The sequence below is a fragment of the Buttiauxella warmboldiae genome (assembly GCF_003818135.1).
Taxonomy (GTDB): Bacteria; Pseudomonadota; Gammaproteobacteria; order Enterobacterales; family Enterobacteriaceae; genus Buttiauxella; species Buttiauxella warmboldiae.
In genome coordinates this window covers 22,810-39,316 of sequence record NZ_RPOH01000028.1, presented here as the reverse complement: position 1 = coordinate 39,316, position 16,507 = coordinate 22,810, and the positions used below count along the sequence as shown (strand labels likewise).

The window sequence follows — 16,507 nt, the reverse complement described above, 5'->3', positions numbered from 1 at the left end:
AAACCTCATGAGTTGTGCCAAAACGAACATAGACCATTAATAAAAAAACAAGGGAAAATCAAGTTATTGATTTTCAGGCTGATAACGACAAAGAAGGAAAAACCACGCTTTTTCCTTCTTTGTCAAAAATCTCACTTATTTACTTTTCTTTCACTTTATTGGGATAACACAAATGTTCACCGATACCATTAATAAATGTGCGGCGAATGCCGCGCGCATTGCCCGATTGTCGTCAAACAACCCGCTTGGTTTCTGGATCAGTTCCGCAATGGCGGGAGCTTACGTGGGTCTGGGGATCATTCTGATTTTCACCCTCGGAAACCTGGTTGATCCCGCACTGCGTCCGCTGGTGATGGGAGCCACTTTCGGTATCGCCCTGACGCTGGTTATCATCGCGGGCTCTGAATTATTCACCGGCCACACCATGTTCCTGACCTTTGGTGTGAAAGCGGGCACTATTTCTCAAGCTCAGATGTGGGGCATTTTGCCACAAACCTGGCTGGGTAACCTGGCGGGCTCCGTATTTGTCGCGCTGCTGTACAAATGGGGCGGCGGTAGCCTGCTGCCGTTAGATACCAGCCTGCTTCATACTGCGGCGCTGGCAAAAACCTCCGCTCCAGCAATGGTGCTGTTCTTTAAAGGCGCACTGTGTAACTGGCTGGTTTGTCTTGCAATCTGGATGGCTGTGCGTACTGAAGGCGCGGCGAAATTCATCGCCATCTGGTGGTGCCTGCTGGCGTTTATCGCTTCCGGTTACGAGCACTCCATCGCTAACATGACGCTGTTTGCACTCTCCTGGTTTGGTCATCACGGCGATGCTTATACCCTCTCTGGCATCGGTCACAACCTGCTGTGGGTAACGCTTGGGAATACCCTTTCTGGCGTAGTATTCATGGGTCTGGGTTATTGGTATGCTACGCCGAAAGCCGAGCGTCCACAGCCTGAGCGAATCGCTGCGCCGGAGACTGCACGCAACTAATTTCTTTTGAGGATTGACCGTGGATCACCTGCCTATATTTTGTCAATTGCAAGGCCGTGCCTGCCTGTTAGTCGGCGGTGGCGATGTTGCAGAGCGTAAAGCGCGTTTGTTGATGGAGGCAGGTGCACGAGTCACCGTTAATGCCCTGGACTTCTCGCCGCAATTTCATGCGTGGGCGGAACAGGGCATGATTACGCTTGCTCAGGGGGAATTTAACCCCGCACTGCTTGACGTTTGCTGGCTGGCGATTGCCGCCACAGACAATGATGCGGTGAATCAACAGGTCAGCGCGAGCTGCGAATCCCGCCGTATTTTCTGTAATGTGGTCGATGCGCCAAAACAGGCAAGCTTTATCATGCCATCGATTATCGACCGTTCACCGCTGATGGTGGCCGTTTCCTCCGGTGGCACCTCCCCGGTTCTGGCCCGTCTGCTGCGTGAAAAACTCGAATCTCTGCTGCCGCTGCACCTGGGGAAAATCGCCTCTTATGCCGGCACGCTGCGGGGCCGGGTAAAAGCCAATTTCAAAACCATGGGCGAGCGTCGCCGCTTCTGGGAAAAATTCTTCACTAACGATCGTCTGGCGCAATACCTGGCTAACGAAGACCAGCAGGCTATCGACCAAGAAACTGACTCGATGTTCGCCACCCCGCTCGATCACCGCGGCGAAGTGGTGCTGGTCGGGGCTGGCCCCGGTGATGCGGGTTTATTGACGCTGAAAGGGTTACAGCAAATCCAGCAGGCTGACGTAGTGGTGTATGACCGCCTGGTTTCCGACGATATTATGAACCTGGTGCGCCGCGATGCAGACCGTGTGTTTGTCGGCAAACGCGCGGGCTATCACTGCGTCCCACAAGAAGAGATTAACCAGATCCTGCTGCGCGAAGCGCAAAGCGGTAAGCGCGTCGTGCGCCTGAAAGGCGGCGATCCCTTTATCTTTGGCCGCGGCGGTGAAGAGCTGGAAACCCTGTGCGATGGAGATATTCCGTTCTCGGTGGTGCCGGGCATTACCGCTGCATCAGGCTGCTCAGCTTATTCCGGTATCCCGTTAACTCACCGTGATTACGCGCAAAGCGTGCGTCTGGTAACGGGCCATCTGAAAACCGGCGGCGAACTGGACTGGGAAAACCTGGCGGCGGAAAAACAGACGCTGGTCTTTTATATGGGCCTGAACCAGGCACCGGCAATCCAGCAAAAACTGATTGAGCACGGTATGGCGGCCGATATGCCGGTGGCGCTGGTTGAAAATGGGACTTCCGTTAAACAGCGCGTTGTCAGCGGCGTATTAAGTGAACTCGGCGTATTATCAACTCAGGTTGCAAGCCCGGCGCTGATTATTGTCGGCCGCGTTGTTGCGCTGCGCGATAGACTTAACTGGTTCTCTAATCATTAATTCCTTTAATGACATCGCCCTTTTTACCTGGGCGATGTCATTTATAATCCCTCACAGCTCTCTCGCAATATTCTCAGTACCGTCTGCGCGCCACTGCGGTTTGGATTGATGCGAATCATACGCTGCTCAAGCGTCGGGTCAGACTGACGGAACGTGCCCGATACCCGGTAAAAAAGCGGCGGGATTTCATATCTGGACTCAGCACCAACCGGATAGGGCAATGCCCCCAGCCGTTGGGCCTTCGCCAGAACCTTTTCAGCAATCGGTTGATGAAACTCCACCAACAGCACTTTAGATTGCGCATTGGCGATAAATGCTTGTTTCACCAGTGGAATACTCCCTGTGCTGAGTTGCTTAACCAGGCTATCATTTACCTGAGCCTGAACCGCATGCATCACAGGTGCGAAGACTAACCCACGTAACGCGTCCATAGCCTGGAAACCCTGAATCTGACTCCCACCTGAATACATACTCTGTCGCACCGCCTTCACCGCTTTGTCATCCCCAACCACCACGCCAATTCCCGGTGGCCCAAAGAGTTTAAAACAGGAAAATGTTGCAAGCGTCGCGCCACATTCGCAGCCAATCTTATCCACCTTCATCACCGCGTAATTATCATCGGTTAACGACGCTAATCCATACTGGTTAAAACAAGCTATAACCTCTTGTAATCCGTATGAATCATCCATTTTCTGGCGCGTATGCTGAATCAGTGCGGCCTGTGGCCGGTGATTTTCAATAACCTTTTTAACCTTATCAAGCTGATTAAAATCGGCACGGATAAGCTGTAATCCCATTTGCTCAGCGATCGCCGCCGTTGTGGGATACAGCGGTGCATCATGAATCAGCAAGCGGCCACCCGCTTTCAGTAATACCGCCAGCCCGCTGCGAATGGCGCCTGTCCCTGCCCCCTGCACCATCACCGCTGCAGATGTACCGAAGAAATCTGCCAGGACAGATTCAACCCGGTGAGTCATTTGCGGCTGATTCAGCCCCGGAACCAGGCCAAGATCGCCTGCGTTAAGAAAATCGCTGCCGGGAAAATGGCGGCAAATAATATCAACCAGTTGGAACTGTTTATGCTGCGCCTGTTCCATCGTCAGGCTCTGCAAAGGCCAGGTTTTCACTTTATGCGCTCCGTGAAGCCCACCGCCCTTTAGGGCCGTGGGCAAAGAGAGAAATCAGACCGGAATAAACAGGCCGCAATAATAGAGAATATTCAGTACGATACCGGTGATCAGCACCGCAACCACAGGCGATGCCATTTTCTGAACCGGACGGCCCAGGGATTCATTGAGGAAATAAATCGCCGCCGCAATGGTAAAGCCGGTGTAGCCAGCCATTTTGATAGCGGCGAAAATGGAGCCGATCAGCAATGCCATTTCCATCAGCATATTCATGGCGTTACGTATGTTATCCGAGGCGTTACGCACTGATGGATAGCGGCCCAGCCATTTTCCGATGGAGCGCAGCAGCAGGACTTCGATGGAAATCACCACGGCACCCACTAAAAATGCTATCAGCGGATTCGAGATTAGATAGCCGATGGCAAACACAAAGGTAAAGCCTGCCACAGCATACACGCCAGTCGCCAGCGCAGTAGTCGCAATCATCGGCACAAACCCCAGGCCACGCATGAATTCAGCCAGAGCAGCCTGATTAATCAGCGTCTGTGACTGCGCGGGGTCGAGACCTGCGGTGTAGGCTTTCTCAAGCGTAAAGATAGACACTTCAGAGCCGGCAAAAATCTTCATGCTGGCAACGGCTGCAATCAAGCCCCCCACAATAGCGATGTACGGGAGGTTCTTGATAATGCGCGAGGTTCGCTCTTCAAAGACCGACACCCCGCCATCATCATGCTCCTGTTGCGCGCGAGCACGGCTATCTTTGGTAATAGCAATTCCCAGCAGCATAATCATGCCGACAAAGATCTCAATGGACTCAGGGTTTAGATGCGGGAAGAAACGTACGATAAGTACGCGCGTCATCAGCACCACAACCGCGGCAAAAACACTGTTCTTCCAGCCAAACTGATAGAAAATCGCCACTAGCGGGAATAAAGCAAACGCGGAAACCACCGGTGAACTCAATTCGCCCAGTGAACCCAAGACATCCACCGGCAGTGCCGTCAGCAGGTGGTTTACCGGAAGCAGACAGGTCAGGATGAGTATTCCCCATACCGCCCCTAGCCCAAACGCCAGCCATCCGTTAAGCGCCAGCACACCGAGAATATCGGTGGGCAAAAACAGTAACCAGCTGTTAAGCAGCCCAGTTTTCAGCGTAAAGGAAATACCCACCGAGGCCACAAAACCAATACTCAGACCAAAGGCGATACTGCCTGCCTCACGGCGGTTCATATTGCCTTCAATCAGTTGCGGCAGGATCGGACGAATACCATCGTGGAATACTGCTGCTGACTTGTGTGCCAGTAGTGCGGTCATGCCGGTCAGGCAAGCCACCACGGCTAGTTGAATGTAGAAATCCATAGCGCTGCCTTTATTTTAAGTGAGCGATAAGCATCGGAATGGCATGTTCGATATGCTCAACCGACAGACCAAAAGCAACTTTGCCCTCCGCCACCATTTTGGCAATCAGCTCTTCCTTCGCCTTGATACCGGGCTTCGCGATAGTGCAGCTTTTGTTATAGCCAATCACCGCAATGGCGATAGATAGCGCCGCACCGGCACCGGTATTACAAGCACCGATGTAATAATCAAGTTGCCCGGATTTCACCTTCATTGCCGCTTCCATATCGTTATAAATCAACACTTCAAAGCAGCCAGGAGCAGAAGTTTCGATGGTTTTTTTAATGAGTTCGCGCTGTAAGCCAGCAACACCGATCTTTTTCATGAGAAATCCTTATTTAAAGAAGACAGAGGGGTTGTCACGTAACATCAAATCAACGTCGGCCTGAGAGAAACCCGCCTCCTGCAACAAAGGCACGAACGTTGTCAGCAAATAATCAAAACCGGGACCGCCGTTGGCCTTGAGATGCGAACGGCGGGTGATATCCATAGAGAGCATCACGTGGTCGAGTAAGCCGCGGCTGGCGATCTCTTGCAGCATCGCCACGCGTTTTACATCCGGGTAATAGTTGTTCTTGCCAATGGTATCGAACTGCACATACGCGCCCTGTTCAATCATGCGCAGAATGTTGTCGAGATTATCCTTCAGATCGCAATGGCCGATAACCACTCGGGAAAGATCCACGCCATGGCTTTTTAGTAGCGCCAGCTGTTCCAGGCCCATAGTGCTAAAAGAGGTGTGCGTGGAAATTGGACGCCCTGTCTCCCGGTGCGCAATGGCCGCAGCGGCAAACACTTTTGCTTCATCCGGCGTTATCACGTCCACGCTCGAACCGATTTCCGCAATGATGCCCGCTTTAAGCGCGGTACCATCAATGCCAATTTCGATTTCGTCGATCATCTCCTGCGCCAGCTTTTCTACGCTGGTGCTGGCAACATGCGCCGGGAAGAAGTCATGCTGGTAGTAACCGGTACACGCCACCACGTTCATGCCACTATCGCGCATAATATCCAGCATAAACTGGGGGTTGCGCCCCATATAGCGGTTGGTCATTTCAATGATATTGCGCACGCCTAATCCATAAAGCGTTTTCATTTCCGCACAGATCGGGCCGTACTGATCGAGACGGCAATCAATGTTGTTTTTGAATGACGACAGGTCGATATGCAGATGCTCGTGAGCATAGGTATAACCCGACGCGTCAATGCGCAGCGGTTCAGCCATGATTGACTCCAGTATTTGTAGTGTTGAGCAGCGACAGGAAGGATGTACCGTTTTGTGGCGCACTCGCTTTGAAGAAATCGCAGACGGTCGCGCCAACATCAGACAGCGTTTTTCTGGCACCAAGAGAGGAAGGGAATATTCCAGGCTGCCAGACTAATAGCGGTACATTTTCACGCGTGTGTTTGCTGTGACCGATAGTGGGATCGTTACCATGGTCGGCCATCACGACCAGGCAATCGCCTGGCTGCATGGCATCCATCAGACGAGCGAGATTTTTGTCGACCACCTCAAGCCGTTCCGCATAACGTGCGACATCTTCAGCATGCCCGGCAAGATCGGTTTCCTGAATGTTTGTGCAGATAAAAACATCGCCCGGTTTTTGCAGTTCATCCAGCGTGAGATCCATAATCTGCTGGGTATCGACGAGGTTCTGGTAGCTGACGCCGTGCGGGTTAATAGCGATATCTGCGACTTTACCGACCAGCACCGTTTTAACGCCTGCGTCATATAATTTTTGCGGCACCTGCACGCTGGCATTCACGCCAAAGCCCATATGAACAACCTGGAACCCATGCTGATAAATGCCGGATCGCGGCGCATTAATGCCGATATATTTTCCCTGTTTTTCCTCGACCGCCCTCTGGAGCTGCTGGCTGCTTTCAAGCTCGCCACCAAAAGCAATCACCCGCCCGACCTGCACGCAGCGGCGCACAATGGCACCAATGGCGCGCACTTCATCGAAAGAGATCGCGTTTAAATTGGCGCTGATATTAAACACCTGGCCGAGATCGGCCTCCAGATTGTCGCCAATCGCCACCGCCTGATTGACCCACAAATATTGCAGGCCGTTACCAATACGCTCGACCTGCCAGCAATCAGCTTTTAATGCCCGTTCCACTTCGTCGATAACTTCTGAGAACGGCATGCGCAGCGGTGCCTGTGGGCGAGTCCCCAGGATTTCCTGGTGGCCCATAAAAGTATCTCCTCCCTCATGTTGCAGCGCCGCAGTACCGTACACAGCCTCTGCTGAAGGGCGCATCACCCCTTCGCTAAAGCCCAGCGCGTTAATCAGGCCAAGTTTTTCCAGCACCGGTAAGCGAAGCTGTGGGAAGCGCTGTAAAATATGCCCGCACGTATTCGCGCCAATATCTTCCGGGCGAACCAGCGGCACATCATCCATTGCCCCCACGCCAAAACTGTCTATCACTATCACCACAAACTTACTCACGTGAACCTCCGCAAATAGGGTTACCGAGGCTGTCATACAGTGCTTCGAGCACTGGTTTTCCGTGACTGATTCCAGAAACCAATGCGACATCACTGCGCGTAACAAAAACCTGGGTGCGAAAACACATCACCACCGGGGTAGCAATGGGGAATTCCCCCGCCAGCCCAATATGGTAATCAATGCTGCTGTCATCCATGGGTAATACGTTTGCGCAAGCCACACCGCCCTGTAACGGATAAACCAGGGCATGTTGCGCATGGCCGCGACGATAGTAGCCACCGCCAAAGCAGTAGCTGTTGCCCTGAAATTGATGTGATATTTCGGTGAGATACAGCATGGCGATGCGTTCTGGCTGGTCGCCGCGCTGGTTGGCGGGAATGGTGCCGGTCAGCGCATGTCCCGGCTCGGCATGCGTCACGCCATATTCGGCAAGCAGCGATAGTGTGCTGCAACTTGAAGCCGATGGCGCGTTGAGCTGAGCCACTTCTATACCCAGAGTGCGAAGCCGGTCGCGTGCCTGCAAAAGCGTATGCAGGTTCGGTGTTGGCTGCGTTTGCTGCAAATCCTGGTCCCAAAGCAGACAGGGGAAATGGGTCAACCCCGAGATTTTCACACCGGGCATATTGCCGATGGCCGCGGCCGTTTTTTCCATCTCAGACAGCGGGAAGCCTGCCTCTTGCCCCGGGTAAAGTTTGTCTTTTTCATCAAAGACTTTCAGCATAATGGCTTGAGTCAATCCGGCTCGCTGCGCCGCATCTGAGATTTCCTGTGCTTTTTCGAGTGAGAACACGGTGATCATCTCCGTAGCCGACGTCACATTCTCGTGGACCAAACCTGAAGGCACCTGCACCAAATGCCCAACGTGCGAGACAGGGACTTCGGCATTACGTAACGTGCGAGCTTCTTTAAAATCCACCGCCACGGCACCGTGAAAACCAATTTCTATTAGCCGCTTTGCCATCCACGGGTTACGCCCGAGCTGTTTAGTCATCAGATATAAGGTGATGCCGTGACTTTCCGCTATTTCCAGCAGACGGCGGCCGTTTTCCAGGACCTGATCAACATCGATAACACAGGTGTCGGGCAGAATATCGCCCTGACGCCATAACTTGATTGCGGCCTCAATTAGCGCCGGATTCTGTGCCTTGAGTGCTTCAATAAACATGCCTTTGCCTCTCGACGCTTAGCTGGAAAAATCATTAAATAATCATTTTTTTGAATATTTAAAGCAAAGCGGTTTGCTGAAAAAAATTGTTAGCCTTTGCTGGCCATCCACAGGCTAAACAGGTTAGCCAGCAGGTAACCCTCTTCATTGGGATGAAGCGTTACGTCAAATGGTGCCAGCATGGCGCGATGAATCGGCAGCAGTTCTGCCCAGGCCTGCGAGCTGACAATTTCCTCCAGCAGCGCCTCATCAAGCGGGCCGATTTCCTCGCCACGGCGGCTACGCATCAACGCATTCGCCATATGCGTCATTGCCATTTCACCTTGTTCATTGCGTACCGGAATTGCCCATACGTTTTCTAGCTGCTCAACAACGCCCAACATGCCGTCGCAAATATCACGGTCGATAACTCCCGCTTCACACAATAGATTTAGCCGCTCTTCCACTATTTCCTCCCCCTTGTAAAACTCAGTAGCTTGGCTCCTGCTTGCCCTGTAACACTCTTTGTTGATGGGCAAGCAATTCACTTTTGTGCACCACCGTGCGCAGCAATTGCTGAATGGGCACATCATCCGCTCGAGTCAGCACCACGGCTTCGGAGGCCTGCACATAACGAGGGTCGCCATTCAATGGCTGTGCCAGCAGGCCGAGCAATGCCAAATCGGCCTCGCCACCCACGTTCCAGATAACGGCGTCAATTTCGCCTTTCGCTATGCGATTAATACACTCGTGGTAAGGCACATCGAGTATCTCAACGGGCTGAGCAGAAAAATAAATCTCGGTCATGATGCGCTGATCGGCAGAACGCGGGTCCAGACCAACGCGCCTGATGTGTTGCGATGCTGCGCGGCGAATCAGCTTATGTTCACCAACGTAAGTATGCGGACCAAGTTCCAGCGCCATGCAAACATCACCGTTATCAAGATAACTTTGTGCCGCCAGGCGGGACACTACCGCCAGGTCGTAAACGCCATTCAACAAGCACTCTACGCGGACATCTGAGCCACGCATATGTGCGTAATAAAATGGTATGCCATCAAACTGTGCCTTCAGGCCACTGGCTAAACCTTCGTACAGCCGGGTGTAAGGCAAAGGCATAGCACACACGACATTGCCAATATCGGCAAAAGCCAATAAGGCTTTGTTATCCATATTCACCAGATAGCTGCCGTTGCGCCCACGACGCTCAACAGATACCGCACCCGCTTTCTCAAGAGTTTTTAATGCGGATTGAATCAGCCCGACTGAGAATCGACATTCTGTTGCAAGTTCGTCGATAGTTTTCAGTCGATTACCTTTTTTCTCACCCAGTAAATAACGTGCCAGGCTCGCCTGGGCGACACCTTCTTTCTTGATAAAGCTACGGCTCATAATTAATCTTCATTTTATTGAATCTTTATATCTTCATTAAAATGAATATAAATGGCAAACGTGAAAGATGCAAAAAGAGAATGGGGTCACAAAAGATATTTAGCGGGGGAATGAATGAGGAGCGGGAGAAGCTGGACAATCCCTCTTCCGGAGAAGAGGGATTAGAAGAACTTACCGATTAAGGCTGTGCCACAAAGCCAATCACTTCATAGACTTTCTTCAGCGTAGCGCTGGCGTGTGCGCGGGCTTTATCGGAACCATCTTTCATCACTTGCTGCAAATAGGCTTCGTCATTACGGAAACGGTGGAAACGCTCCTGCAATTCAGTGAGCATGCCAGAAACCGCCTCAGCAACTTCACCTTTCAGGTGACCATACATTTTGCCTTCGAAGTGCTGCTCAAGCTCAGTAATGGATTTACCCGTCACACCGGAAAGAATATCCAACATGTTGGAGACACCCGCTTTGCTGGCGGTATCGTAGCGCACAACAGGCGGCTCGTCGGAATCGGTGACTGCGCGTTTGATTTTCTTCACGACGGATTTCGGGTCTTCCAGCAGGCCGATAACATTATTACGGTTATCGTCTGATTTAGACATTTTCTTGGTCGGCTCAAGCAGAGACATCACTCGAGCACCGGATTTCGGAATAAACGGTTCAGGCACTTTGAACACATCACCGTACAGCGCATTGAAACGTGCAGCGATATCGCGACTCAGTTCCAGGTGTTGTTTCTGATCTTCGCCGACCGGCACCAGATTGGTCTGGTACAGCAAGATATCCGCGGCCATCAGCACCGGATAATCGAAAAGACCGGCGTTAATGTTTTCCGCATAACGGGAAGACTTGTCTTTAAACTGAGTCATACGGCTCAGCTCTCCGAAATAGGTGTAGCAGTTCAGCACCCAGCCCAGTTGCGCATGTTCTGGCACGTGGGACTGTACAAAGATAGTGCTTTTAGCCGGGTCGATACCGCAAGCCAGATACAACGCCAGCGTATCGAGAGTACGGCTGCGTAGTTGTGTCGCATCCTGACGCGCGGTGATCGCATGCTGATCGACGATGCAGTAAATGCAGTCGTAGTCATCCTGCATCTGGACCCACTGACGCAGCGCACCCATGTAGTTACCAATGGTCAATTCACCTGATGGCTGCGCGCCACTAAAGACAATGGGTTTACTCATGATCTGATTCCTGATGTTCTTTGCTGGAGAGCCCTAACGCGGGCAATAAATCGTTGAAACGGTCAAACACAAAATCGGGGTGGCTCAACTCGATGGATTCACCATAGTTATAACCGTAAGTCAGGCCCACCGCACGGCATCCGGCTGCCTGCGCGGCCAGAATATCGTTGCGGGAATCGCCCACAAACAGTAATTCCTCAGCGCTCAAATTCAACGTTTCCATCACTTTGTGCAGCGCTTCAGGATGCGGTTTCTTATGTTCCACATCATCGCCACCAATAATGACTTTAAAATAATGCGCGATGCCTAATCTTTCCAGCATCGGCAGCACAAACGGCGTCGGCTTATTCGTCACCAGCCCCATCGGCAGGCCTTTTTCAGCCAAAACCGCTAGCGTGGCGGCCACTTCCGGGAACAGGAAGCTCCCCTCTTCCGCTGTTTGTGCATAAAAAGTGTCAAACAGCTTACGAGCGATGCGGCATTTGTCAGCCTCTGGCTCTTCGCCTTTTAATGCCCAGCTCAGCGCGCGCTGAATCAGCACATCGGCCCCGTTGCCAATCCACTTTTCAACATTCTCTTCACCCGCCGTTGGCAGCTCCAGCGCGTACAGCGCCTGGTCCAAAGCCTCGGTTAAACCCAATGCGGTGTCAACCAGGGTACCGTCTAAATCGAAGGCGATACCGCGAATTTTATTTAACTTATCCATGAGTTACCTTTGCCAATTCGCTACGCATGCTGTCAATTACGGCTTTGTAATTAGGCTGATTGAAGATTGCAGAGCCTGCAACAAACATATCTGCGCCTGCCGCGGCAATTTCAGCGATGTTGTCTGCCTTGACGCCGCCGTCAACTTCCAGCCGAATGTTATAGCCGGAAGCATCAATGTGCTCACGCACCTGACGCAGCTTTTCCAGCGTATGAGGAATAAATGACTGCCCACCAAATCCTGGGTTCACCGACATCAGCAAAATAACATCCAGTTTATCCATCACGTGATCGAGCCAGCTGAGCGATGTCGCCGGATTAAACACCAGGCCTGCCTGGCAGCCATGCTCTTTAATCAGCTGCAGGGAACGGTCAACATGTTCTGACGCTTCCGGGTGGAAGGTAATAATGTTGGCACCCGCGGCGGCGAAATCCGGAATAATACGGTCGACGGGCTTCACCATCAGGTGCACATCAATAGGGGCGGTAATACCGTAGTCACGCAGCGCTTTTAACACCATCGGACCAATGGTGAGGTTAGGCACATAATGGTTATCCATAACATCGAAATGGACCACATCCGCACCAGCAGCCAGCACTGCGGCCGTATCCTCGCCCAGGCGGGCAAAGTCGGCTGAGAGGATTGAGGGGGCAATCAAATACTGTTTCATCCGCTTCTCCAGTAGCAAATCAAAAACGACCGCGGACGAAATATTTCAGGCACCGACGACCTTATACAGCGCCAGCAGTTCGTCCACCTTGTTACGCGTTCCACCATTTCGGCTAATGCTGCGACGGGCCTGCAATTTATACATTTCCGCCTGTTGGTATAACAACCGGGTCAGCTCCGTATCATGGTTAGAAATCAGCACCGGGATGCGATTTCCCTGCAGACTTTCGGCCAGCTGCACCAGATGCTGCTGCTGCACCATATTAAAGCTGTCGGTGTGGTAGGCCGTAAAATTAGCCGTTGCAGACAACGGCGCGTACGGAGGGTCGCAATAGACCACCGAACCCGCACTCACATCCACCATGCTGACATCATACGACTGGCACAGGAATGTGGCGTTCTGTGCTCGTTCGGCAAAATGATACAACTCTTCTTCAGGGAAGTAGGGTTTGATGTAGCGGCCAAACGGAACGTTAAATTCGCCCCGTAGGTTATAACGACACAGTCCGTTGTAACAATGGCGGTTCAGATATAAAAACAGCAGCGCACGGCGAAACTCATCCCGACACTGGTTAAATTCACCGCGATTAAGATAGAACGCCTGCTCATCGTTTTGCTCTGCGGTAAAGAGCTTACGCGACTCCTGAACGTACTCATCCGTGCGAGTTTTGACGATGTTATAGAGGTTAATCAGATCGCTATTAATATCGGCGAGGATATAGCGTGAGTAATCAGTATTCAGAAAGACTGAACCTGCGCCGACGAACGGCTCAATCAGACAATCACCTTGCGGCAGATACTTTTTAATCTCTTCGAGCAGGGGGTATTTCCCCCCCGCCCATTTCAGAAAAGCGCGATTTTTTTTCATGCTGCCTGACTATTTACACCTTTTCCTGCTGTGGAAAGGCTCCAACAGCGGCTGCGCTTGCTCATCACTTCAGATCGGACTGAACCTGGTGGATAGGCTTTGCCCATGGATTCTTGGCCTGTACATCGGCCGGCAATGTTGCAACGGCGCGCTTTGCCTCGTCTTTATTGGCATAGATACCGCTGACCAACACATACCACGGCTGACCATTACGCACCGTCTGGTAAACCATATAGTGCTGCAGATTCTCTTTCTTCGCCCAGGCGTTCAGATTGGCTGAGTTAGACGAGGAGCTGAGCTGCAAGGTGTAATGGCTGCCTGGCGCACCTTTGATGGCGCTGGCATCACCTGCTACTGCGCCTGCTACTGCGCCTGCGGCCACAGCGACAGGCGCGGCAGCCGCTTTCGGTGCCGGAGCGGCTGCCGTTTGAGTCACGTTCGCTTTCGGAGCGACTGCGCTAACCGGTGCTTTAGCAGGCGTAGTGGCCGTAACCGGTTCGCTACGTTTGGCTACCGCCGCTGGTTTTGGCTCGGCTTTGACAACTTGTTGAGCAGGTTTAACGGGCTGGGCTTTGTGCTGCGGCTCAATCACGGTGGTTCGACGTTCCTGACGCGGCGCTGCTTGTTTCTCCGGCTGCGATTTCGCGACGGCACGAGGAGCGGTAGTTGCGCCGGCCACAGCTGCAACAGTAGCCGGAGCCGTTGGCAGCGTAGAGCTGTTCACCGCGTTATCAATCTGGCCCGACTGTTGAGTCAGAGCATTATTCAGATCGCCCGGAACTTCAACGCGTTGCTGGCCCTGAGGCGCAGGCTGAGCCAGGGCTTCAGTCGGCGTTGAAGAAATGGCTGGAAGCGTCACTTCTTGTGGGTTACCTGCGTTTTCGGTCTGGTTAGTGACAGAAGTATTACCTGGCTGCGGCTGCGCGCCATTAGCCCGATCGGCCGGGCTGCCATTTGCGCCAGATAAATCAATATTTTTCTCCGCACCCGGCTGCTGATTTGCAGTTTCAGCATCGCCAGAAGGGGCTTTGAGCGCCGAGCCGATGCCGATGATTAACAGCAGCAGGACAAGAATACCCACGCCCATCATCAGATGCTGGCGGGATACCGGAACGTTCTGTTTAGCGGATTTTTTACGCGTGCGTGCCGGGCGACGTTCTTCTGCTTCAAGCTGCAGATCTTCATCACTTTCATACTCTTCTTCATCACGAGTACGGCGGGTGCGCGCAGGACGAGGCTCGTCGGCGTCTAACTCGACATCATCGACATTGAGCTGCGGCTCGTGTTCGCGCTCATCAGCTTTACGGTTACGGCCAGAACGGCGATCGCTGGGATCGGGTTTCAGCTCGTCTTCCGGTTTAAATTCATCCATTTAACACCCCACTCAAAGGCTTATGCCAGTGATTCAAACTCAGCATAAAACCCGAAGTTAAAAATCGCCTGACTTCAGCGACCGAAATTTCTAATAATTAAGCCTGCTGACAATCAGCAATGGCGGATAAAACGACATCGTGTGGCACTCCGCCACGCATTTCACTCTTCCCGATTGCTAGTGGCAGCACTAAGCGCAGCTCACCTGCCAAAACTTTCTTGTCACGCATCATGTGGGGCATATACGCGTCGGCTGACATTTCTTTCGGCCCGGTCACCGGCAGTCCGGCACGCTGTAACAGCGTAATAATGCGCTGCACCTCGCTCTCACTGAGGTTGCCAAGACGCTGAGTTGTTCGCGCCGCCATCACCATACCTGCGGCAACAGCTTCGCCGTGCAGCCAGTTGCCATAGCCCATTTCAGCTTCGATGGCGTGGCCAAAGGTATGGCCCAAATTCAGTAAAGCACGTAAGCCGCTTTCGCGCTCATCAGCAGCCACAACTTCTGCTTTTAACTCACAACAGCGGCGAATACACCAGGCTAAAGCTTTCCCATCAAGCGCAAGCAGAGCATCCAGATGCTCCTCAAGCCAGCTGAAGAAATCGCCGTCGAGTATAATTCCGTACTTAATCACTTCTGCCAGGCCAGACGCCAGCTCCCGCGCAGGTAAAGTCTGTAGACAGTCGAGATCCACCACCACCGAAGCCGGTTGGTAGAAGGCGCCAATCATATTTTTACCGAGGGGATGGTTAACGGCTGTTTTACCGCCGACAGAAGAGTCCACCTGCGAAAGCAGCGTGGTCGGAACCTGAATAAAACGCACGCCGCGTTGATAGCTTGCCGCAGCAAAGCCGGTCAGGTCACCCACGACACCACCGCCAAGGGCAATGAGTGTCGTGTCACGACCGTGTGGCTTCTCAAGCAACGCAGTAAAGACCGTGTCTAATACGGCGAGGCTTTTAAATTGTTCGCCATCCGGAAGGATGACGGAATCGACTTTAACGCCCGCTTGCTCCAGCACACTACGCACCTTATCCAGGTAGAGCGGCGCCAGGGTTTCATTGGTCACCAGCATCGTCTGGTCGCCATCTTTCAGCGGCCCAAAAGATGCCGGGTCACTAAATAACCCAGCAGCAATGGTGATAGGGTAACTACGTTCCCCGAGAGTAACTGTTAACCTCTCCATAACGCGAAGTCCACCTTTTGAAGCTTTGCCCGCAGGCGTTTTTTTCGATTAAGCCAGAATCAGTTGCTTTCCAACATATTAATAATCTGGTTAGCAACCACTTTGGCACTTTGGTCGTCAGTGCGAATCGTCACATCAGCAATCTCTTCATAAAGAGGATTGCGTTCCTGAGCTAAGGCTTCAAGAACTTCACGCGGTGGAGTCTCAACCTGCAGCAGCGGGCGCTTTTTATCACGCTGCGTGCGAGCAAGCTGTTTTTCAATTGTGGTTTCAAGATACACCACAACTCCACGGGCGGAGAGACGGTTACGGGTCTCACGAGACTTCACAGAGCCGCCGCCAGTTGCCAGCACAATGCCCTGTTTTTCAGTGAGTTCGTTGATGATTTTTTCTTCGCGATCGCGGAAGCCGTCTTCGCCTTCAACGTCGAATACCCAGCCCACATCAGCTCCGGTACGTTTCTCAATCTCTTGATCAGAATCGAAAAATTCCATATTGAGTTGCTGAGCTAACTGACGCCCAATAGTGCTTTTGCCGGCACCCATAGGCCCAACCAGAAAGATATTGCGTTTCTCTGCCATTTTTTCGGTACTACTAAGACAATTCGTTGATGATAAACCCGCCCTGTTACAACCAG

Annotated in this window: 17 protein-coding genes; 2 read left to right on the top strand and 15 right to left on the bottom strand. The window is 52.4% G+C overall.

The genetic code is table 11. From position 1 onward, the window contains the following. Window positions 1-172: 172 nt before the first annotated feature. Together nirC and cysG are read left to right on the top strand one after the other, a co-directional pair. Complete coding sequence (gene nirC / locus EHN07_RS08370; RefSeq protein ID WP_124023719.1) at window positions 173-979, top strand: nitrite transporter NirC; 807 nt, start codon at window positions 173-175, stop codon at window positions 977-979. Window positions 980-998: 19 nt separating this feature from the next. Beyond that, window positions 999-2,372 (top strand): siroheme synthase CysG, encoded by a 1,374-nt coding sequence (cysG, locus tag EHN07_RS08365; protein ID WP_124023718.1) that lies wholly within the window; start codon window positions 999-1,001, stop codon window positions 2,370-2,372. Window positions 2,373-2,413: 41 nt separating this feature from the next. On the opposite strand, the gene EHN07_RS08360 is transcribed toward cysG, so the two are convergent. The 15 genes from EHN07_RS08360 to aroK form a co-directional block, all read right to left on the bottom strand. Continuing rightward, window positions 2,414-3,499, bottom strand: coding sequence for an aminotransferase class V-fold PLP-dependent enzyme (locus EHN07_RS08360; RefSeq protein WP_124023717.1), 1,086 nt, complete (start codon window positions 3,497-3,499; stop codon window positions 2,414-2,416). A gap of 54 nt (window positions 3,500-3,553) precedes the next feature. Beyond that, window positions 3,554-4,858, bottom strand: a complete 1,305-nt coding sequence (locus tag EHN07_RS08355) for a YhfT family protein (protein WP_124023716.1) — start codon at window positions 4,856-4,858, stop codon at window positions 3,554-3,556. Window positions 4,859-4,868: 10 nt separating this feature from the next. Next, window positions 4,869-5,222, bottom strand: a complete 354-nt coding sequence (locus tag EHN07_RS08350) for a DUF2620 domain-containing protein (RefSeq protein WP_124023715.1) — start codon at window positions 5,220-5,222, stop codon at window positions 4,869-4,871. Between the two features lie 9 nt (window positions 5,223-5,231). Beyond that, on the bottom strand, window positions 5,232-6,122 hold the full coding sequence (locus tag EHN07_RS08345) for a phosphotriesterase-related protein (protein ID WP_425267173.1): 891 nt from the start codon (window positions 6,120-6,122) through the stop codon (window positions 5,232-5,234). Then, the gene (locus EHN07_RS08340; RefSeq protein WP_124023714.1) at window positions 6,115-7,350 is read right to left on the bottom strand and encodes a phosphopentomutase; all 1,236 of its coding nucleotides are present in this window, start codon (window positions 7,348-7,350) and stop codon (window positions 6,115-6,117) included. The genes EHN07_RS08345 and EHN07_RS08340 overlap by 8 nt, the downstream gene beginning before the upstream one ends. Then, window positions 7,343-8,515 (bottom strand): YhfX family PLP-dependent enzyme, encoded by a 1,173-nt coding sequence (locus tag EHN07_RS08335; RefSeq protein ID WP_124023713.1) that lies wholly within the window; start codon window positions 8,513-8,515, stop codon window positions 7,343-7,345. Before EHN07_RS08335 ends, EHN07_RS08340 begins: the two co-directional genes overlap by 8 nt. 89 nt (window positions 8,516-8,604) lie before the next feature. Then, window positions 8,605-8,961 (bottom strand): PRD domain-containing protein, encoded by a 357-nt coding sequence (locus tag EHN07_RS08330; protein WP_124023712.1) that lies wholly within the window; start codon window positions 8,959-8,961, stop codon window positions 8,605-8,607. Window positions 8,962-8,983: 22 nt separating this feature from the next. Further along, window positions 8,984-9,886 (bottom strand): GntR family transcriptional regulator YhfZ, encoded by a 903-nt coding sequence (gene yhfZ / locus EHN07_RS08325; RefSeq protein WP_124023711.1) that lies wholly within the window; start codon window positions 9,884-9,886, stop codon window positions 8,984-8,986. A gap of 178 nt (window positions 9,887-10,064) precedes the next feature. After that, on the bottom strand, window positions 10,065-11,069 hold the full coding sequence (gene trpS / locus EHN07_RS08320) for a tryptophan--tRNA ligase (protein WP_124023710.1): 1,005 nt from the start codon (window positions 11,067-11,069) through the stop codon (window positions 10,065-10,067). Next, the gene (locus EHN07_RS08315) at window positions 11,062-11,775 is read right to left on the bottom strand and encodes a phosphoglycolate phosphatase (protein ID WP_124023709.1); all 714 of its coding nucleotides are present in this window, start codon (window positions 11,773-11,775) and stop codon (window positions 11,062-11,064) included. The genes trpS and EHN07_RS08315 overlap by 8 nt, the downstream gene beginning before the upstream one ends. Then, a complete protein-coding gene (rpe, locus tag EHN07_RS08310; protein ID WP_124023708.1) occupies window positions 11,768-12,445 on the bottom strand; it encodes a ribulose-phosphate 3-epimerase in 678 nt (225 codons plus the stop codon). Before rpe ends, EHN07_RS08315 begins: the two co-directional genes overlap by 8 nt. A gap of 45 nt (window positions 12,446-12,490) precedes the next feature. Then, window positions 12,491-13,312 carry an adenine-specific DNA-methyltransferase gene (gene dam / locus EHN07_RS08305; RefSeq protein WP_124023707.1) on the bottom strand — a complete coding sequence of 274 codons (822 nt, stop codon included), beginning with the start codon at window positions 13,310-13,312 and terminating at the stop codon, window positions 12,491-12,493. A 64-nt stretch (window positions 13,313-13,376) separates the two neighbouring features. Continuing rightward, window positions 13,377-14,684 carry a cell division protein DamX gene (gene damX, locus EHN07_RS08300; RefSeq protein WP_124023706.1) on the bottom strand — a complete coding sequence of 436 codons (1,308 nt, stop codon included), beginning with the start codon at window positions 14,682-14,684 and terminating at the stop codon, window positions 13,377-13,379. 97 nt (window positions 14,685-14,781) lie between these two features. Continuing rightward, entirely contained in the window at window positions 14,782-15,870 is a 1,089-nt protein-coding gene (gene aroB, locus EHN07_RS08295) for a 3-dehydroquinate synthase (protein ID WP_124023705.1), read from the bottom strand. 59 nt (window positions 15,871-15,929) lie between these two features. After that, the gene (gene aroK, locus EHN07_RS08290; RefSeq protein ID WP_034460280.1) at window positions 15,930-16,451 is read right to left on the bottom strand and encodes a shikimate kinase AroK; all 522 of its coding nucleotides are present in this window, start codon (window positions 16,449-16,451) and stop codon (window positions 15,930-15,932) included. Window positions 16,452-16,507 lie beyond the last annotated feature (56 nt).